The sequence below is a fragment of the Brevibacillus sp. DP1.3A genome, assembly GCF_013284245.2.
Taxonomy (GTDB): domain Bacteria; phylum Bacillota; class Bacilli; order Brevibacillales; family Brevibacillaceae; genus Brevibacillus.
The window spans coordinates 3,132,177-3,153,041 of record NZ_CP085876.1 but is presented as its reverse complement, the minus strand read 5'-3'; the positions used below and the strand labels follow the sequence as shown (position 1 = coordinate 3,153,041).

The 20,865-nt window shown below is 47.7% G+C and carries 9 protein-coding genes; all 9 read right to left on the bottom strand.

The features are described from left to right. Window positions 1–113 precede the first annotated feature (113 nt). The 9 genes from edeA to edeI all read right to left on the bottom strand — a co-directional run bounded on the left by edeA (window position 114) and on the right by edeI (window position 20,865). Complete coding sequence (edeA, locus tag HP399_RS14670; protein ID WP_173619484.1) at window positions 114–3,167, bottom strand: cyclic peptide edeine export ABC transporter EdeA; 3,054 nt, start codon at window positions 3,165–3,167, stop codon at window positions 114–116. Window positions 3,168–3,327: 160 nt separating this feature from the next. After that, entirely contained in the window at window positions 3,328–4,089 is a 762-nt protein-coding gene (locus tag HP399_RS14665) for a ParB N-terminal domain-containing protein (protein WP_228088559.1), read from the bottom strand. 24 nt (window positions 4,090–4,113) lie between these two features. After that, a complete protein-coding gene (sbnB, locus tag HP399_RS14660; RefSeq protein WP_173619486.1) occupies window positions 4,114–5,082 on the bottom strand; it encodes a 2,3-diaminopropionate biosynthesis protein SbnB in 969 nt (322 codons plus the stop codon). Between the two features lie 46 nt (window positions 5,083–5,128). Next, window positions 5,129–6,097: a 2,3-diaminopropionate biosynthesis protein SbnA gene (gene sbnA / locus HP399_RS14655; RefSeq protein WP_173619487.1), complete on the bottom strand. Its 969-nt coding sequence runs from the start codon at window positions 6,095–6,097 to the stop codon at window positions 5,129–5,131. Between the two features lie 66 nt (window positions 6,098–6,163). Next, entirely contained in the window at window positions 6,164–6,400 is a 237-nt protein-coding gene (locus tag HP399_RS14650) for a phosphopantetheine-binding protein (RefSeq protein WP_173619488.1), read from the bottom strand. Between the two features lie 25 nt (window positions 6,401–6,425). Then, window positions 6,426–7,469, bottom strand: coding sequence for a BtrH N-terminal domain-containing protein (locus HP399_RS14645; RefSeq protein WP_173619489.1), 1,044 nt, complete (start codon window positions 7,467–7,469; stop codon window positions 6,426–6,428). Window positions 7,470–7,512: 43 nt separating this feature from the next. Then, window positions 7,513–10,887, bottom strand: a complete 3,375-nt coding sequence (gene edeG / locus HP399_RS14640; protein ID WP_173619490.1) for an edeine polyketide synthase EdeG — start codon at window positions 10,885–10,887, stop codon at window positions 7,513–7,515. 41 nt (window positions 10,888–10,928) lie between these two features. Next, window positions 10,929–12,197, bottom strand: a complete 1,269-nt coding sequence (gene fabD / locus HP399_RS14635; protein ID WP_173619491.1) for an ACP S-malonyltransferase — start codon at window positions 12,195–12,197, stop codon at window positions 10,929–10,931. Window positions 12,198–12,213: 16 nt separating this feature from the next. Then, complete coding sequence (gene edeI / locus HP399_RS14630; RefSeq protein WP_173619492.1) at window positions 12,214–20,865, bottom strand: edeine biosynthesis hybrid PKS-NRPS EdeI; 8,652 nt, start codon at window positions 20,863–20,865, stop codon at window positions 12,214–12,216.

Here is a 20,865-nt window from a genome sequence, read left to right as displayed (position 1 = left end):
ATAGCTGTCTGAATTATTTGTCTAGTATCACCGATCAAAGGGAGCCGTGCCACTCATGCCAAAAAAGACCGACGGGAATCATCCCCGTTCGGTCTTCTCTGCGTGCTTTTCCATCAGGCATGTGCAAACGTTTGCTGCGAAATAATTCGCCCACTCTCCATTTTCACTACCTGATCAGCAAGATGGAAGTAGCGATCGTCGTGTGTGATCGCAATTACACATTTGCCCTGTCTTTTCATTTCAGGTAGCAAGGATTCGTAAAAGAATTGACGATACTCTGGATCTTGGTCTGCTGCCCACTCGTCAAAGAGGAAAATGGGCCGGTTTCTTACCAGACTGAGCATTAAGGCAAGACGCTTACGTTGACCCGTAGACAGCTTCGTCGTGCTAAACGTTCCCGTTTCATCCACTTCTACTTTGTCAGCGATGCGAAGCACCTCTAAATATTTGCTCACTTCCTCTTGCTTCGCCTGGTAATCGACTCCATACATCTTCTCAAACAGGTAGAAATCACTGAAAATCGCGGAGAAGAATTCGCAGCGTTGATCAGCATTCACTTTTTGGCCGTTCATGAAAAACTCGCCCTCATCCTGCTCATACAAACCGGTAATCAGCTTGGCAAACGTTGACTTCCCGCTACCGTTACCACCAACAATGAAGACGATTTCCCCTTTTTGGCAGGAGAAGTCCAGCGGCCCTACGGAAAACTCTTCGCCCTCCTTGTTTTTGTATCGGAAACGCACCTGTTCAGTTGAAAATGACTCAAAGTCTTGCGAACTCCGCTCAGCTAAGCTTTCCTCTTCTCTTCTCGTTTCCACTGATAACGAATCCAGCAAAGCATTCAGTCGCTGCCAGCTGATCTTGATCCGAATCAGCTCCGGTACTGCATTCAAAATACCGTGAACAGGCCCAGTCATATACAGAAAGACAAACACATAACTAATCAGCATCTCTTTTTGAAGCGAAGGGAAAAGAACCGGGAATAAAAAGGCAACCGTGCCGATTACCACAACGAAAAGCAATTCCCCAATCAAATACACGTTCACAAATTTAAATTGGCCCGCTGATTTCTTATGTCGATAGTCAGAGCAGCTTCTTTCCATGTCTTCTTCAAATTCTTTTCGTTGTGCCTGCGTCAGATACAGCTCCTTGAAGCCTCCGATCATATCGGTGATATAGGAGAAAAACACATTTTGGATGTCTCTGGTTTCCTCCCATACTTTGTTTGCAAAGCGACCTGCCAGCGTATACAAGCCTACAGCCACAAAAATGACAGCCAGACAAAACAAAAATCCGTATAGATCCAGCGAGCCCAGATAAATGAAGCAAAACACGAGTGTAACCCCACTCGTCAGTGCCACAACGACACTATTGGCAAACGTACTGATCGTTTCCGTATCGTTATTTAACCCCGCATATATTTCACCGTTATCAAGTGTCTCGTACTTTTGATAAGGGGTCCGAAAAATTTTGCGGATCAGTTCCATTCTTTTTTCGTATACGATTTCATTTGTGATCACAATCAGTCGGCTACGCATCATTTTCTCCCCGACGATATATAACAAGATACCCAGGAGAAAATACAGGAAAATCGCTGCATGAAATTTGTTCGTAGAAGTGAGCGCCAGATTGATCATAAAAATAATCAGCGCATTCCCAAATCCGCTAATAAGTCCCTGTATGACAATAGAAGTCATGGATGTTTCTTGCGATTTCGGGAACAAGCGGATGAGTGTGATGTAGACATTAAACAGAGCGAGTCCTGCCACCAATGCGTACATGGCGTAAAAAATGGTGATCGGAAGCCAAACCTCGATGAACGCCCATGGTAAGCCCATAAAAAAAACATCTGGCAAATAGTATAAGGCGGCTGTCAAAACACTTCCCATGACAACAAATGCAACAAAGGATGCAAAACAGATTCGCCCCGCATTCGCGGAGAGTTTTCGTTCGCCTCGATAAACTTGCACGAAAATCTGCACGATCCCCCCACCAAGTACCAACAAAAGGATACCAAGGATCACGAGAGAAATGCTTGCCATACGATCCGCTTGAAGATTGGTGTCAGACACGACTACAGGAGCTTCTTTCCCTAGTGCGAGATTGACGGCCCCTTCTGCGATAACAAATGCGTTCAACGAGTTGATATTGGTCAAAACGACGGCTCCCAGCTTTTCCTCTGGACGAAATACCATGTACGAAGAAAATGCAGGGTTATTGCCGCCGTGCGAAATTTGCCCTCCACCATCCTGATAAATCATCCAGCCTGACGCATACGAGAAACCGTCTGTCGCAGGAGCTACCGAACGATCAGGAAGATGGGAAGCTCGTACCAGCTCGGGACGAAACGCAGATGCCTCCAACCCCATCTGAATCTGCAACCATCGTTCCATATCATTTAAATTGGAAACGACATAACCCGCTGGCGTATTTCCACGATATTCCGGCGCATCATACACGCGTGGGGAAAAGAACTCGATTTTGTGTCCTCTTGCCATCTCCTCCACGGGTGCCTGTGCCTTCAAAAAGGTATCGGTTAGCCCCAATTTGGCAATGACTTGTTGCTGCACATACTGTTCATAGGACTGTCCGGTAACTTTCTCGACCACATAGCCCAGGATATCGTAGTTAATGGTGGCGTATTCATACTCGGTCCCCGGCTTGCGTACCAGTTCAGCATGATTGATCGCTCGCACAGTTTCTTCGATCGCATTCTCACTGGAAGAAATAGGGATGGAGCCAATACTTTCAAAAGGAATCCCGCTGGTATGGTACAGTAAATGCTTAATCAGGATCGTTTCCTGTTGTCCTTTATATGTAACGGTAAACCACGGCATAAAGCTCTGAACAGGATCATCCAGCGAAAGTCGTTTTTGCTCGACAAGCTGGTGAACGGCTAGCGCCGTAAAGGCTTTGGAGTTCGATCCGATTTCAAACAATGTGTCAGCAGTAACCGGCTCTTGCTTTTGGGTGTCAGAGAAACCAAACGATTGCTTGTAAAGGGTTTTCCCCTCTTTGACGACCACAACGGCTGCACCCGGGATTTTTTCGGACTCCATGGTTTTATTGACCAGCTGTTCGATTGCTGTTGCGATTTCCGTATCCTGTCGAACGCTCGTTTCAGCGTACACGGGTATACTGCCGGAAAGTACGAGAACCAGACACATTAGCCAGAACGCTAGTTTTCGTCTCGACTCATCTATGATCTTTTGCAGAATGATCCACTCCTTTTTAGGCACTGCGTCTGTGGGAAAGACCGCAACCAGTACGTGATGTAATTGGGATTGGATAGAAACCGTGGCGAATCAAACTCGCCACGGTTCCTTATTACGCATCGCACATATACACGGGTTTCGAGTAGAGGCGCAAGGTTTCTCTCCATTTTTTAACCAATCGCTCCCACTGTTCTAGCTCGATTTGCTCCTGTTTCAATAGGCTAATCGGAATACACAAGTTTAATAGACGCCCGTCTATTTCAAAACGGGTAACACCCGCAGGCAAAACATGCCCTTCCGATACGATACGCTCCAATTCCGCCAGACTGATCGGCGGGAACCGTATCAAGGCGGCTCCTGTTTCTGGCCATTCGAGCATCCCTGTGGGCAGACGATGTACCGGGTGGCTATAGTTATAACTGTCCACTAATTGACGCCATAGCGTCATTCGCCACTCATCATCCTGCCGATTCTCCTTTGGGTACAGATAGAAGCGTTCCTTGTTCCCTATCTTCATTTCTGCCACAGGCGTTTCTCGTAAACGCTCTGTTTCCCATCGAAACACCGAATCCTGCTCCACTGACTGCAACCATGTAGCGACTGGCACAATATGATCCCACATATCCAAGTGAAAATCCTCATGCTCCACTACCTGTACGGGGATATGTTTGCACCCAAGCGCTTGAAGAGCAAAGGTCCGATGTGCCCCATCAATGATCAAATACTGGCCGTTTTGCATGAGAATCGCCAGCGGAGGATGGCGCAAAATCCCTTCCTCCTCAATGATCTGTCTGGTCTTGTGAAGTCGCTTGTTTTCATGTGACTCGTGCAAACAAATACGAGATGACTCTACCAGTTTTAGATTTGCCAGCACATCGTACAAAATGGTAACCTCCAGTTAGTCTTGCAAGTGAGTTCCGATCCCCTGCGAGAGTGCTTGTTTGTAATAGTAGGCAGCAATGGCGATATCAAAAATCGCCATCCCCATCGGATTAAACATGATGGGCTCATCTTGTGGAAACTCTTTCATCTGGTCAAGGCAAACGATATCTGTGATGGACTTGGTATCTTCTTTTTGCAAGCCTCTCTCCAGATGCATGATTTCGATGTCTGTGTTCTCACGGCAAACTTCGATCCAGTCATCTACGATAATGGAGCGGGTATAGTCGAGAATTTTTGGTGTAAAATCGCGTAACGACACATTTAACAACAAAGAATGACGTTTTGGTTGCTTGTCAATAAAACCATGCGGTGATACCGTGCACGTAATGAACACATCTGCCTCGCAGTATGCTTCTTCCCACGTTTGCGCGATAACCGTTTTCTCTTTTATCTCAGCCGGAATATGCTCCTGCTGGATACCCGCAATGTCATAGAGAACCACCTTGTCGATCTTCTCTCCTAACATGGCCGTAACCATTTGTAGATGAAGTCTGCCAATCGGACCAAATCCGATAATTCCGACCGTTACATTTTGCAGGGGACGTACTTGTTCGTAATGCTTGAGGAGAAGACCGGAAACAGAAGCAGTTCGAATGCCGCTAACCAGGGCTGTATTTATCGTTGCCACAGGCTTACCCGTTCTGGCTTCGTTCAGGATGGTAATCGAATGCGCGCGTTGGATACCCTCTTGGAGGTTTTTCGGGAAACTGGCAATCCACTTGATTCCCGCCATGTAAGTATCTCCGCCTACAAATGCTGGCATGGCAATAATGCGGTTTGACATGTCATGGTAGCGCAAGTAAGGTTTAACCGGCTGTGCATAATCTTCCTTTTGTAAGGAATGCACAGCATGTTCAATGACATCAATGGTTTCCTTCCAATTCTTGCCGACCTTTTCAATATCACTCGTGTTTAGATATAACATCGTACATCCCACCCTGCTTATCGTAGTAAATTTGATTGGACACTATTTAATTGCCAACGAAAGAATGCTTTTGCTGATGCAACCACTGAACCCATTCCTGGTTGTAAACGGTATTGACATATGGCATACCACCGTCTGGACATAAAAAGACAACATTTGGCTTGACTACGTGCTTTTGATCTTTGAAATAGTTTTTAATCGCCCAGTAGGAAGTCCCAGAAGATCCTCCAGCAAAAATGCCATGCTCAGTGTACAGCTGATAGCAAGCCTCGACTGTGTCCTCCTCCGAAACATGAACGACCTCATCAATAATTGCGCCCTTGAGTATGTCAGGCCGCATGCTCGATCCAATTCCAGGGATGTATCGTTTTTGTGGCTCTTGCCCAAAAATCACCGAGCCTACCGTATCGACAGCAATGATTTTTATGTCAGGAAAACGTTCCTTCAATCGCTGCGAGATTCCCGTAATCGTGCCACCAGAGCTAACGCCGATAAACGCATAGTCCAATGTCTCGAAGCTGTCTGCGATCTCAGTTCCCAGTCCGAAGTAATGGGCACGAGCGCTATCCGGATTTCCGTACTGATTGGTCCAAAACGAGTTATTCGTCTCATTCAGCAGGCGATTGACCGTTTGGATGCGCGTTAGGAGAAATCCTCCTGTCTCGTCACGGTCCGTTACTTTTACGACCTCATGGGAAATTACCCTGAGCAAGTTCTCATAGACGGGATTGATATTTGGATCAATCACTGGAATAAATTTAATTCCCAGTCTCTTGCACAAAGTCGCCAAAGCGATAGCAAAATTTCCCGAAGAAGACTCGATTACAGTAGTTTCCTGCGTGATCTCTCCTCTTTTGATCGCCTCTTGTAATATGTAAAAGGCCGGCCTCACTTTTACACTTCCCATGAGGTTGTTGTATTCCAGCTTGCAAAACAGATTGATGTGCTCATGCTCAAGTTTGTTTAAAGGCGTATTGCCAATCATCTGACTTATGGCCATCATTTTCGTTAGCATATTGAGCCCTCACTCCCGATTTTTCCCGTCTTCGTCCGAACGACCGTATACATCTTGGCCCTTCGATTAGGCAGATTTTGCATCCATTTTTTTCTGAATGTAACCTGCCAACGTTTTCATATCTTGAAAGTTTTCCAAATGGAGCATGTCATCATCGAATTCAATGCCAAACTCTTTTTCAACCTTTACGACCGACTTGATAAAGGTCAATGAATCAATGTACTCCGTAAGTTCTCCGCTTTCGTTCACGTACTCAGAAAACAACCGGAGGAGCGTCTCGTATACTTCGTTTTCTCTTTCCATAGGAGTCCCTCCAAGTGGTAGATGCTTACACAACAACGCCAACCCGTTCCAGTACTTCTCTTGTTTTGACGACCGCCTCAAATTCCTGCGTTTTTACGCTGCTGATTTTTTGCAGAACGCGATGAACCATGTCACTGCGATTACTGTCAAACGCCTTAAGAATCATATTGGTCGTAATTTTCCATTGATGTCCGATACTGCGATACTGCTCGGCAAGATCTGCAAAGTTTTCGTACTTCTCACTGATCGCCTGCAGGACATTGGCATACATCGCTCGTGTCTGTGCCATGCTGATCAAGCTGTGGTTAAGGATATCGAGATGATCGTCAGTAATCTCCACTTCGCTAGCGAGAAAAGCCTCTACGTCTTCGAGAAAAGGATCAAGGGATTTCAGCCCAACCTCGACGTTAACATCATCAGGTACATCCAACTCCCGCTTGATTTGACTTATGTCGCAACGACCCTCTAGTACGCTGAGATTGCTCCTGACCGCTTCCAGCAACTGATCGGGCGTCGGATGCAGGGACTCTGAAAGTACCAATTCAAATGATCGATTGTGGAGTGGATACCATTCTCCTGTGCCTGCATCCCGATAGGAAGAGTTACTTGCCTGTAAAAATTGCTCGATGGGCAACAGACCTTTGTAGCGGTAGTAATCATCTACAATCAGAAGCTGATTATCTTCTCTTCCTGTGACAATGATGCTATGCATTTCAGGCAGGTCCTGATAATAAGGGTTGTACGGGAGTTCTGCCATATTGCAGAGGACGATTGTCGGTATCTCCCGTTCCAAACGTTCTTGAATATTTGCCAAAAACAGGTCGTCTTCCGGTTCAGCCCGTCCTTCTACGCGGATATTATGAATCCACTCCAGCTCTGCGACTGTTCTCATGTATTGACCGTTTACATCTCCATAAGGAGAATCCTGCGTTTTAAGATAGATGGCACCGCACTGCTTCCAAGCTGTTTCCAAGGCGGAAAAGTTCAGGTATTTCAGAACCGTGTAGATAGAAGCGCCGATGCAATCCAGGTTCGGATGCTTGCTAGGTTGAATCTCGGTGAGAGACATGAGCACTCTCCTTCCTGTCTATCGTAATGGTAACCACATGCGACTATCGGATATCTGAATCACGTTCTCGCAAGGCAAATACTTGTTGCAGAAATTGACGAGTGAGAGACCTCAGCTTATCGACAGCAGCTTCCATATCGGGTCGCTTCAACATTTTTTCTTTGTATAAGCTAAGGGCATAGCGATTCACCACGTTATTGGATGTCTGCAAAATGTCCTCCGCCAGTTCGCGTACAGACTGATCTGCCTGTGGAATGTAACAGTCCAATAATGTTTCCACCCACAGTTCTTTCCCGCCTAATTGAACGTAGAGCTCGTTTAAATTGGCTTCATGAAAATAGGTGTCTGGCTGCTCCGTAAGTGACAGCAACAGCGTTAGTTCACGACCAACTTGCTGTTTACTTTCGACCACTTTTAGTAAACGCAGCAACTCCTGTTCCGCGCTGGCACGCAAGATTGCTTCTTCATCTGTAACGCGATCAAGCACCATGATCAGCCGAGAATGCGGCTCTACATTTGCATAAATCTCCTCAAGCGTTTGATACGTTGTGGAAAATTTATCGTACTGGATTCGTTGAGCTTGCCCGCGAGTCAAATGATTGTGATTGATGATCGTATAAACCTGCTTGTCATGGTCATAGCCAGTGATGACGGTGAGATGATCGGTATGTTCCTTCTGGTATTGGGGCGTGTAAAAGGTGTAGTACTCGTCAAACGCAACCATTACTGGCTTTCCTTGATCCAATTGGTGAATGATCGACTCATGCAATTCATCCAGACGAGCGACCGACACGAGTTTGACTCGATATCCAAATTTGTAAAGCATCTCCTCATCCGACAAATATCCCATAACCTCAGCATGCTCCCGATACGAATAGGGGTACCCCTCTGCATCGAGTTGATAGCCGCGCTTCAATCCGAGAAAAAGCTTAAAATACGGAATCAGATGGGCATCCTGCTCCTCCATTAATAAAGCGAGGCCGCGATCATAACAATTCCATTGACGCCAAGATAATTGACTGACATCGGCATACGAGCTGCGCTTGATTTGCGTGCCATGCAATGATTTTGTGTTTCGTTGTTGACCAGTTTGGACTGAAGTAGCAGCTGCCTCTGCTTTCGCAACCTGTTCAACTTCATGCCCAGCCGCATCAAGATAGGCAGCAAAATCGGAAATCGTCAAATGGGTAAGCAGGTCTTGTACTTCTACTTCTCGGTTCATCCGCTTGTAGATTTCGCTGATCATTCGAATCGCGATGATCGAGTCCCCGCCCAGCTCGTAAAAATTGTCATGGACATCTACTTCTTCAAGCCCCAGAACATATCCCCAAATGTGAGCCAGCTCTTGCTCTAAAACGGTGTAGGTATCATTTTTTCTCCCACGTACTACTACGTTTGGCAGCTTCGCTTCTCCAGATATTTGCGGTGCAACATTGTCTTTTTCTCTCCCGGCATCCTTGCCAAGGGCAAGAGAATGAAGAGAAGAGATGTCCAGCCAACAACGTTTACGCTCAAACGGATAAACAGGGAGGTGCACGCGGCGCGGCTTTTTAAACGTATACATGGCACTCCAGCGTACATCTGCCCCGCTCACATACAATTCGCCGAGCTCTTTCAGATCAGATAACTCTTTGCTTTGTGCCAATAAAAGCTTTTGCAAAAAAGCATGGGCCGCCTTATTCATCGCTTGCTGTTCTGCCTCAGTCAGTATCCCAGGTTCTCTATCAGCTACTTCCTGAGAGATAACCTTGTGCCAGCCAAAGAAAATATCTGGTTCAGAAAGTGTTGTCCAGTCGCTCGCGCACAACTTGGAGATTTTTACGGCAAAATCGTCCATGTCCCTGCAAATCAGCAGCAAGCGGTAGCCGTAGTGACTGCGGCCCGTATTTGCCGTAAAGCTGAGACTTTCCAATGTCGGCAGTTCCTCCACGGGCTTGCTTATCCACTTCTGAAAACGGAGTAACAGATTGAGCAAGCTCTCCTTGCTTTTAGCGGATAAAGCAATAGCCTGAATCCCTTCGTCTTGCTTGGGGGGCTGTATGAATCCTGGTGCTTCCTCTACTACGAGGTGCACATTGGTTCCACTCATCCCAAAGGAACTGATTCCAGCCCGTCGCACGCTTTGCTCTGGTTCCCACTCTGTCAATGTGTCGTGGATGTAAATGGGAGATTGTTCAAAAGGAATCATCCGATTCGCGCGCTGAAAGTGCAAATGCGGAGGTATCTGCTTTTGTTTAAGAGACAGAATCACCTTGAAAAGACCAGCCATCCCCGCTACGTGGTCGGTGTGACCGATGTTCGTCTTTACCGAGCCGATCCCGCAAAATTGGCGCCGGTTTGTGTATGGGCGAAACGCTCTCTCCAGCCCATCCATCTCCATAGGATCACCCAGCTTGGTACCTATGCTGTGCACCTCGATATAGGAAAGGGTTTCGGGATCAATCTGCGCGTCTTTCCATGCCTGCTGAATCACTTCGGCTTGTGCCAATGAATTTGGCGCCGTAAGCCCGAAAGAATGGCCGTCTTGATTGGCGGCGCTTCCCTTGATCACGGCATAAATCGAATCCCCGTCTGCAAGAGCCTTTGTCAACGGTTTCAGCAAAACGGCGCCAACGCCTTCACCGACACCTGTACCGTCTGAATCATTGTCAAAAGGTCGAGTACGACCAGATTGCGATAAAATTCCCAAATCATTGCTTCCATCTTGTAAAGACAGCAAGATGAGCTTGACACCGCCAGCCAGCGCCATTTCACATTCTCCTCGACGAATTGCTTGGCATGCCAGATGAACAGCCATCAGCGAAGAGGAGCAGGACGTATCCACAAGCATGCTCGGACCTTTGAGATCCAACAGGTAGGATACGCGAGAAGCGATCACCGATTTCATATTGCCAATGATCGAGGTGGACAGCGCATCTGGTTCCAGCTCTCGAATCATTCGTCTATACTCTTCACCAAAATCACTGCTAAATCCCAGATATACACCCGTACGACTACCCGCGAGCATCGTTCCACCATATCCAGCGTCCTCAATCGCCTCCCAGCATGTCAGCAGAAATAAGCGCTGGTTTGGGTCCATCTGGCTGGCTTCCTTAGGAGAAAGACCGAAGAGCTGCGGATCGAACTTATCAATTTCGTTCAGATAGGCAGCTTCTCGAAATTGAATTTGCTCCATCGTCAACCCTTTGGCGAGTAACAATGGAATCAAATCGTTCTGGCGCTCTTTGGGAAGCTCTCGCACACAATCTTGACCAGCTTGCAACAGACGCCAAAAGTCTGCTGGGTTTTCTGCGCTTCCGAATCGGCAAGCAGCACCAATCACCGCAATATCATGTTGATTGGGTTTGCTGTCTGTTGAATGAGCATCCGTCGGCTGTTTATTCAGTTTGACTCGGTTAAGTCCTAATGGCTTGCTCACTGCATTCTTCCTCCTTGGGTCCTCTGCTCACCTGGTTCGGCTTAGCTTGCTTGCCATTCGTTGCCGATCTCAGGAAATCGCTGTTGCAAGTCCGGTTTGCTGGTCAGCTGTTCAAAGCGCATGGCTTGCTCCGCGTCAGGTGCTTTTTTTGTTTGCAAGATCATACGAAGCAGCGAAAAAGCTTCGCTTACATCTCCATAGCCCCCCTCTTTTTCTCCTTGTTCCAGTTGTTGCCTCAGTTGTTGAAGAGCTTGATAAGGAGCGATCACCCCTTGCTGGTACGCCTCTTCATCGAGACCGCGGTTTTTCGTGCAAACAGCAATCGCAATGCAAGAATCGACCAATTGGGCAATTGCTGCTTGATTATGCGTTTTAGCATCCTGAATCTCTTGCTGATAACGATTGATCTCCCCCTGCTTGTCAAAGGCAAAGGCACGAAGGGGATATCCTTTGGCCAAATTTGTCAGCACATTTTTTGGACCGAGCTCAATTACGGTATTCGCTCCCTGTGTTACCAAGTAATCCATCGTGGATTGCCAGCGAACAGGGCTAGTTGTCTGGGCTGTGAGCAAATCGACAAGTTGATCTGCATGGATATATGGTTGTGCTGTCACATTGGAAATCACAGGCCATTTGGGATCGCTATACGTGTATCGCTTCAATTCTTCATTTAATTGTTCGGCTGCTTGCACCATGAGTGGCGAATGGAAAGGCGCACTCACCTTGAGGCTGACTACGGAAGTCGAGCCATGCTGCTTGCACGCTTCTTCTACTTGCCGCACCGCATGTGCATGTCCGGAGATGACGATCTGATCAGCGGAGTTATGGTTCGCGACCACGACGATCGCATCGTCACGAGAATGTTCCCGACAAATCTCCTCGACAAGTTGAGCATTCAACCCGAAGATTGCTGACATGGCTCCGACACCCTGCGGCGTAGCCGCCTGCATGAACTGACCTCGGCGATAGACAAGGCGGACGGCATCTGCAAACTGGATAGCACCGGCACAAGTCAGGGCCGTAAACTCGCCCAGACTGTGACCAGCCACCCACTTTGGTTCGATGTTCATTTCTTGTGAATAAACGCGGAAGGCTGCGACACTTGCCGTCAGGATTGCTGGCTGTGCGTGCTCTGTTTTGGTCAGTTCTTGTACATCCCCTGCAAAACAAAGTGTTTGCAGGTTAAATCCAAGCGCATCACTGGCTTCTTCAAAGGTACGAGCAGCAATGGGATGGGCCTCACATAATGCTTGGCCCATTCCAACATATTGCGAACCTTGTCCCGGGAATAAGAGTGCGATTTTGTCCATTTTTGATCACCCTTTTCTACGTCATGTATTCATTCACTAGCATCCTGAGCAATTGCTGGTAATCCTGAGTCATCTCCGTGACTTTTTCTGCCCGGAGGCAATCAGGGTCGAATGCACACACGATATCAATCACGTCTTTTCCTTCCTTGATCCAGAAGGTTAGCTCATGTTCATGGTGTGTGAACGATGCATCTGTAAACTCATCGACACTGCCGAAGAATGGAATAATGGTTCCATCGTTGCGATCCGTCCGTAATTTTTTTAGCCACACCGAGGCTTCCCCCGTCATTTTCTCAATGAACTGTCGTTTCTGCTGCACCTGCTTGAATAGATCGAAGAAGGTGTTGACCTCTAACATGTTCACCCGGAATGGATAGGCATTCATCTGCAGCCCCTTGGCGACAGCCACTTCCATATAAAGATCCTGCTGTTCTGTCAATTCCGCCATGAGGTATAGATACATCGAAAGCAGAACGTCTCTTACCTCAACATCTTCCATTTGACTTACCTGCTGCACATTTTCAAACAGTTCATCAGTAAGTGAGAATTGAACCCAATTTGTGTCCGCATTCGCTTCTCCATTTGTCCAATACTGAGGTGGCAACTCTATAAGCGAGACACGATCCAGCTCCTTCAACCAATAAGTGGTTGTATCAGTTTCCTCTTGTTCATCTGCTATATCTAAAGCGGCATTCTTCAAAAAGTTGGTAAGACTGAACAGTGTAGGATGAGCAAACAAATCGGCAATTCGAACCCGTCCAGGGTAAAGCTGTTCAAGCTTGGCATGTACTTGCACAAGTAAAAGCGAAGTACCGCCTATTTGGAAGAAGGTATCCTGCATACCGACCGTTTCACGCTTAAGCACTTCTCGCCAGATGCCCGCCACCTGTTCTTCCAGTCTGGTAGCCGGGGCTTGATATTCGGTGTGCTTGTCTTGGAGTGAATCAGGCTCTGGCAATGATTTTCGATCCAGTTTTCCGTTTGGTGTTAGAGGCCACATACTCATATGCGTATAGAAATGTGGAATCATGTAATCGGGTAAGCTTTTGCTCAGCATGGCTCGCAATTCATCACTGTCCAACGTTCGCTCTGCCATATAGTACGCAGACAGGTAAGGATTGCTGGCAGTATCTCGCACACTGACCACCGCTTCCGTAATATCCGGGTGCTGACAAAGAGCACTTTCAATCTCACCCAATTCGATCCGATAACCGCGTACTTTGCACTGAAAGTCGGATCGTCCCACATATTCAACACGTCCGTCCGGCAGCCATCTCGCGAGATCACCTGTTTTGTACATACGTTGACCAGGTTTAAACGGATTAGGGATATAGCGCTCATCCGTCAGAGTTGGCTGACCGAAGTAGCCTCTCGTTACCCCATCCCCTGCAATGTAAAGATCACCAGTGATCTTCATCGGCTGCACTTGTAGATGCTCATCAAGGATGTAGACTTGTGTATTGGGCAACGGCGCGCCAATCGTTACTTCTTCTGCCTCGGTCAAGTCCTGAACCGTAGACCAGATCGTTGTTTCAGTTGGACCGTACAGATTGTAAAGTCTTGCCTTGGTCTGTGTGCGAAGCCGTTGGAACAAAGATGATGAAAGGGCTTCTCCTCCAAGCAGGATCGCTTTCAGGCAGTCAAGTGCGTGCAAGTTGCTCTTCTCTTCCAGCATGAGCTGTAGACGAGATGGAGTCAGTTGAAGGAAAGTGATTTCTTCCTGCAAAATCAACTCCTTGAGCACCTGCGGGTCGGCTTGCTGCTGCTCGGTTGCAATGACCACTGTCATCCCTTTCGTCAGCGGTACAATCGTTTCAAGCAGAAAAATATCAAACGAAATCGTCGTCACAGCCAACATTTTGTCTGCGCTGGCAAAATCGATATGTTTCCCGATCCCTGAGCAGAAGCTCATCAAATTGCCGTGCTCAACCATAACACCTTTAGGCTTGCCTGTAGAACCCGATGTGTAAATGACATAGGCGAGATCGCCAGGTGTAGCCTGTGGCGGAAGGTTGGAGTGATCTTGCATCTCCACCCGAGAATCATTTACATCCACTCGGACAACACTTCCCCACTGCTTCTCTGCCAGAGAATCGTGGGTTAAGACGAGGCGAGTCATGCTGTTTTCCAAAACATAGGAAATGCGTTCTTCTGGATAGTGCGGATCAATCGGAACAAATGCAGCACCTGCTTTCAAGATCGCCAAGAGTCCGACCATCATTTCCACAGAGCGATTCGTCAAAAGACCCACGCAAGTATCAGCAGTGACGTCATGTTGCTTGATCAAACGGGCTACTTGGTTTGCTCGCTTATTTAATTCCGCATAAGTGACTTTCTCATCTCCGCATGTTACAGCTAACGCGTTCGGCTGTTTTGCCGCTACTTCTTCAAAGAGCTGGACGACTGTTTTTTCACGAGAGTATTCCAAGCTCGTGTCATTCCATTGCTCAATCAGCAGCAAGCGTTCTTCTGCTGCCAGCATGGACATCTTGCCGATCAACTGTTCATGATCTTCCACCATCTGCTCCAGAATCTTCTGGAAATGTGTAGACATCGACGCAATCGTCTCTTTGCTGAACAGCTTGTTGCTGTATTCGATATCGACAATCAGGCGCTGTTCTCGCTCAATGATGTCAAAGGTCAGATCAAACTGGGCAGAGCGCTGTTCAAATGGATAAGGAGAGAGCATCAGGCCATTTGCACTCATGCTTCCCTTCGCATCTCCGGTATTTTGCAGAATGAACATCACATCAAACAGTGGGTTGCGCGCCGTATCTTTTGGCAGCGTCAGACGATCCACCAGCATTTCGAACGGATAGTCGGCATGAGAGAGCGCCGTCAGTGCCCGTTCTTTTACTTCCTGAAGGAAATCCGCCACAGTTCGATCACTTCGCGGGAAGTTTCTCATCGCCAGTGTGTTCAAAAAGACACCCACGATGTTTTCCAGGTCTGCATGATGACGGCCAGCCACTGGCGATCCAATGATAATGTCTTCTTCGCCAGCGTATTTCGACAGCATAATGGTGAGCGCTCCCAGTAGCGTCATGTACAAGGTTGAACCATTGTTTTTTGCCAGTGCCAGTATCTTCTGTGTCCTCTCTTGAGGAATCTCAAAGGTCAGGACATCTCCTTCAAAGCTCTGGACGGACGGTCGAGGGTGGTCCGTAGGCAGATTAAGCACAGGAAGTTCTCCATCCAGCTCTTTTAGCCAGAATTTCTCCTGAGCGGCCAATACCCCATTACCCAGCTGCTCTGATTGCCACACACTGTAGTCTTTATATTGAATCCGCAGCTCGGGCAACTCGAGTCCCTGATACAATTGGAAGAACTCGCGGATCAAAATGTTGATGGACACACCATCGGAAATAATGTGATGCATGTCAAACAGCAACAAGTGTTTGTTGACATCCATGCGAATGAGCATACCGCGTACAAGCGGCGCTTTTGATAAGTCGAATGGTTGAATAAATTGTTCGACCGTTCTCTTGGCCTCGTTCTCGTCGACTTCACTATACGCCAACGTAAAATCTACGCTCGGCTGAACCGTTTGCATCAAAACTCCATCCACGATGGAAAATGAGGTGCGCAACGACTCATGTCGCTGCACCAGCGAGACAAATGCACGTTCGAAAGCCTCTCTATCCAGCTCACCTTCAAGCATCATGATTGTTGGGATGTTGTAGGCAACTGCCCCTTCCTGCATTTGTTCCAGCACATAAATTCTCTGCTGAGACGAGGTGGCGGGGTACGCTTCCCGATGCTCTGCTACAGGGATCGCTGACACAGCTGTTTCTTCATTCGGAGCCATCAATACAGCTAATTGACGGATCGTCGGTGTTTGAAATAGGTCGGTGATCGTAATCTCTTTTTGCATCTGCTTGGAGACACGGGAAACGATACCGATTGCCAAAAGAGAATCGCCACCCAGCCTGAAAAAGTCGTCGTCGATGCTCAATTCGGTGTAACCTAACACATCGGACCAAATCTGTCCTAAGGCTTGCTCCAACAAAGTGTAGCGATCGCCTTCCTCCCTGCCAGACAAAGCAACTCGGTTTTGCATGGTCACTGTGGATGGTGCTTCGCGTTCTTTATGAGACTTTCCGTTTGCGAAGATCGTATCTCCGAGCTTTACTTTCAGAGACGGTGCCCATTCCTTCAGCACTTGCAAATCAAATTGTCCAATGATCAGGTGTTCAGTTTGGCAAGACAGCGATGCATCAAAGGCTTGAATTGCTCCATCCATCGGCATGTATCCGATAAAACCAGGACCTGTTATGCCTTCAAACGCATACCAGTTCAAAGCTATCGTTGGTTTTCCCGTTCGATTCCGAGCTGCACTATAGGCATCCAGGAAGCAGTTGGACGAGACATAGTCACTTCCAGTCGCTCCACCCCAAATCGAAGCAAGCGATGAAAAGATTACAAAGAAATCCAAGTGCTCCGGTTCAGCTATCTGATCCAGAATGACTGTGCCCGCCATCTTCGCTTTCAAGCCATTTTGAAAATGGGAAAACTTCTTCGTCTGAATCGTCTCGAAGGTGATATGCGCCGCGGATTGGATAATGCCGTTGATCGGTCCGTAACGAGCACGGACTTGCGCGGAAATATCCTCCATCTGCTGACGGTCAGACACATCGGCGGCGTAGCAGACTACCTGCGCTCCCATTTCCTCTAGCTCAAGCAGTGCTTTCAGCTTTCGTGCCTCAGCACCATTGCAGTCTGGATGCTGTAAACGCTCTTGCCACTCGTGGTTAGGTGGAAGTGGAGAACGATTAATCAGCACGAGCGTCACATTTTTTTGAGCAGCCAGATGCTTACTAAATGCCAGGCCCAGTTTTCCTGTACCTCCGGCGATCAAGTAAACGCCATTTTCACGTATCTCTACGGGCCGTTTCGGAATTTTATCGATATCGCTGCGATTCATTTCTGGTACGATGCGATTTCCTCTATAGGCAACCAAAGTGTCATCTCTATTGCAGCGAATTTCCGCTAGAAGCTGACCAGCTAACTGCGATGTTGAACGCCCCTCTGTTGCGAGATCTAGGCTAAAACACTGCAGTTTTGGATTTTCTTGCGAGATAACCTTGGCTAGACCGAACAAAGGAGCTTTTTCTGGATGAACAGGTCCGTTGTCATCTACTGCTTGTGCGTAGTTTGAGACGATCCGTAAATCAAGCACCTGCTTCAGATCCAGCTCAAGCAACGCTTGTGTCAAATGAAACAGACTGTACACTCCCAGATGTTGCGCTGACTCAAGGTCTTCTAGCTGTCCGAGGTCATTTGGCTTTTGGGCGCCTGAGGTCAAGCTCCATAAGTGGATAATCCCAGTCAGCTTTTCCTTTTTGTCCCCGAGTCTCTCGAACACACGCCGCAGATCTGCCGGCTGGTTGGGATCTAGGATAAACTCGTGGGAAGAGACGGAGGCAAAAGCCTCACCACTGCGAAGTCTGAACACTTCATGTCCGTCCGATGTCATCGCGTCAGCAAGCGTTTCTCCTACACCGCCTTCATCTTGAAACACCAGCCAGATCCCTGGACGCTGGGTCTGATGATTGCTTGTCAGCTCTTTCGTTTGCCAATTGATCTGGTAGAGCCACTCTCGATACTCTTGTTGCGTATACGCTGAGTGTCCGATCAATAAAGCTGAATCAGAAAGATCAAGCAGCGCTGTTGACGACGGATAAATGGCAACCGATTGATAGTTCGTATCCCGAAGCGCCTTTTCCCAGCGTGAGGCATCCATCAGTCTGGCTTGCTGTCGCAGATCGGTGTCTTCGTGCTGCCACCAGTCTGCGGCAAGCCCCCCGATCACATTTGCCGTTGAACGATTTTTCACGAGCTCGATCGCAAACAGCACGCCCTGCTCTGCAAGCAACTGATGCAAAATCGATAAGGATGCCCGAACATCCTTCGACCTGTGTATAGCGTTATTAGCAATGATCACATCGTATGCATGTAGATCGAATCCTTGCTCGGCTGGGGCCTGCTCCATGTTGAACAGGCGGAATTGTACAAACGGGTACGTTTCTTTGCACTCTTTTTCTGCCTCATCGAGAGTCCCTTGGACACAATCCGTAAACAGATAGGTGACATCTTGTTTCTCAATCTTCGGCAGCAATAAGCGAGTAAGACTGCTTGAACCGCCTCCGAGCTCCAGAATTCGAACAGGACGGTCAAACGAATGGATGTATTGAGCAATTGTTTCCACTGCCATAAGTCCAGAAGGGTTTCCAAGAGTAATCCGATCCGCATACGACTTGAAAAAGTCAGAGGTACCGTTCGACACAAGTACGGTCTGCCCTGTCATGATAGTTGAGTAATGGGCAAAGCACGCTTTTAATTGGGTGAACGTATCTCGCTCATTCGGATAGCGATCCAGACAATCCTGATAAAACGTTTCCGCATCAAGACCCTCTGCTTGAGCAGCAAGTTGATAGGTTCCTGCAACTTGTTCAACAAGGGCCGCTTGAACGACGAGTCCGAGCATGAGATGGAAAAGATGCTCATTTCTCTCATCAAGCCCTACAGCTTCACGCAATTCTTCCAACGAATACGTTTGAACCTGCTTATGGAAAACGCCCAGTTGATTGAAGCATTCAAGCGATGACAAGCCGGAATAAAAAGTCTCATCCTCTTCCAAGCCCGTTTGCTTTTGGACATTCACCTGATTCAGTAACGTTTCCCCAAAAGTAAAGAAGGTGGAAGCAATTTTATGAACATCAGCTGTTTCCTTCTCATGTGCCACCTCAGATGCTACAGTAGCGGACCGCGCAACCGTGTCGTTTGCAGGTTGATCCGATTGCACCCAGTGACGGTTTTTGGCAAAGGAATAAGTTGGCAAAGGTACCTTTTTCCATTTGACTGGACGGTAGTATTCAAGCCAATTGATAGGCACCCCTCGCACGTACTGTTTTGCCATTTCTACTGGGTTAGAGCTGTCTATTTGCATGCTGATCGGCAATGAACCTTCCCCACGGGAATTCAATACCCCGTAGAACACCTGGTTCCCATCAATAAGCGGAGCACCGTCCTCCATCCGTTCTCCCGCGCACAAGCGATGGATCTTCTGCAAAAAATCCTCTTTGCTGTTGATAATGAAGGCAAGCCGATATCGATAGTGTCCGCGACCCGTATTGGCAGTTGCGCACATATCAAGAATGGATTGCTCAGAAGACGCTGATAAAAATGCTTGGTATTTCTCGAGCAAATCCCATAGTGACTCACTTGTTTTGGCAGATAACGTAATGAGGTAATCGCCAGATTCTGAAACGGGTGTCGCCTCACGCTTAGGCTCTTCCAATATGACGTGGGCGTTTGTCCCGCTCAAGCCGAATGCACTTACCCCAGCTCTCCTCACAGGTTGGTCCGCCTCTACATCCCAAGCCTTTAGTACATCATTTATATAAACAGGTGAATCGATAAAAGGAATTAAGGTATTCGGCCGTTTCACATGCAGCGTCGGCGGAATCTGACGATGCTTCATCATCAGAGCCGTCTTAATGATTCCAGCCAGACCTGATGCCGCTATCGTGTGCCCGATATTACTTTTGACCGAGCCTATTGCGCAAAATTGCTTACGTTTTGAAACTTTCTGAAAGGCATGCATGATCCCTTCAATCTCTACAGGGTCGCCTAGTCTTGTCCCTGTTCCATGTGCCTCAATATAGGAGATGCTCTCCGGATTGATTCGCGCCCGCTCCCATGTTGTTCGCAACAAAGCAGACTGGGAAATCGCATTGGGCGCTGTAATACTGGTAGAACGGCCATCACAATTGACCGCTGTGCTTTTGATCACGGCATGGATATAGTCGTTGTCCTTGACTGCTTGATCGTAGGATTTCAAAAGAACAGCGCCAAGACCTTCTCCCCATACTGTTCCATCAGCAAAGTCATCAAAAGCTTTGGTTTTGCGATCTAAAGAAACGATGCCAAAGTCAGTATCTTGTTGAATTGGAAACAGGGAAAGGTTAACTCCGCCTACGAGAGCCATTCGACAATCGTTATTTCCAATGGCTTGACATGCTTGGTGCAGAGCGACCAAGGAGGAAGAGCAAGATGTATTAATCAGTTGGCTCGGACCTGACAGATTCAGCAAATAGGAAATTCGCGAAGCGATAATTGCCGCAACGTTACCAGCCAGCGAGGACGAATCAACGTTTTTCAGCACACGCTGGTATTGTGATTCATTGTCACAATATCCCAGAAATACACCTGTAGGAGAACCGCTGATCATCTTCTCGCTATACCCGGCATGTTCAAATGTTTCCCATGCCAACTCGAGAAACATCCGCTGATAAGGATCCATGGTTCGAGCCTCTGCAGGTGATATCTCGAAAAACGCATGATCAAATAAGTCTACGTGATCGAGATACCCCATCCGCTCATACTTAAAATCTGTGTCGTTTAAAAATTCTCTCGCTACCCGCTCGACATCCGGACGCCTTGCAGCAGGGATATCACTGATTGAATCGTGCCCCTGTTGCAAATTGTTCCAGTATTCTTCGAGGCTGTTGGCTCCGGGAAAACGACAAGCCATACCGATGATCGCGATATCTTGGCGTGTATTTACGGTGGCAGAGGACAGTTCCTTCAGCAAAGGAAGTGCTTCCTTCTCTTGCAATCGATGAGCTGCCACTTGCTCCAAGATGTATTTTTTTAGCAAACTCAT

What these genes read in the sequence shown, in the direction of transcription:
- edeA (WP_173619484.1), bottom strand. Translation starts at nt 3,167, where the DNA reads ATGTGTCTGGTTCTCGTACTTTCCGGCAGTATACCCGTGTACGCTGAA.
- sbnB (WP_173619486.1), bottom strand. Translation starts at nt 5,082, where the DNA reads ATGTTATATCTAAACACGAGTGATATTGAAAAGGTCGGCAAGAATTGG.
- sbnA (WP_173619487.1), bottom strand. Translation starts at nt 6,097, where the DNA reads ATGCTAACGAAAATGATGGCCATAAGTCAGATGATTGGCAATACGCCT.
- HP399_RS14650 (WP_173619488.1), bottom strand. Translation starts at nt 6,400, where the DNA reads ATGGAAAGAGAAAACGAAGTATACGAGACGCTCCTCCGGTTGTTTTCT.
- HP399_RS14645 (WP_173619489.1), bottom strand. Translation starts at nt 7,469, where the DNA reads ATGTCTCTCACCGAGATTCAACCTAGCAAGCATCCGAACCTGGATTGC.
- fabD (WP_173619491.1), bottom strand. Translation starts at nt 12,197, where the DNA reads ATGGACAAAATCGCACTCTTATTCCCGGGACAAGGTTCGCAATATGTT.
- edeI (WP_173619492.1), bottom strand. Translation starts at nt 20,865, where the DNA reads ATGAGTTTGCTAAAAAAATACATCTTGGAGCAAGTGGCAGCTCATCGA.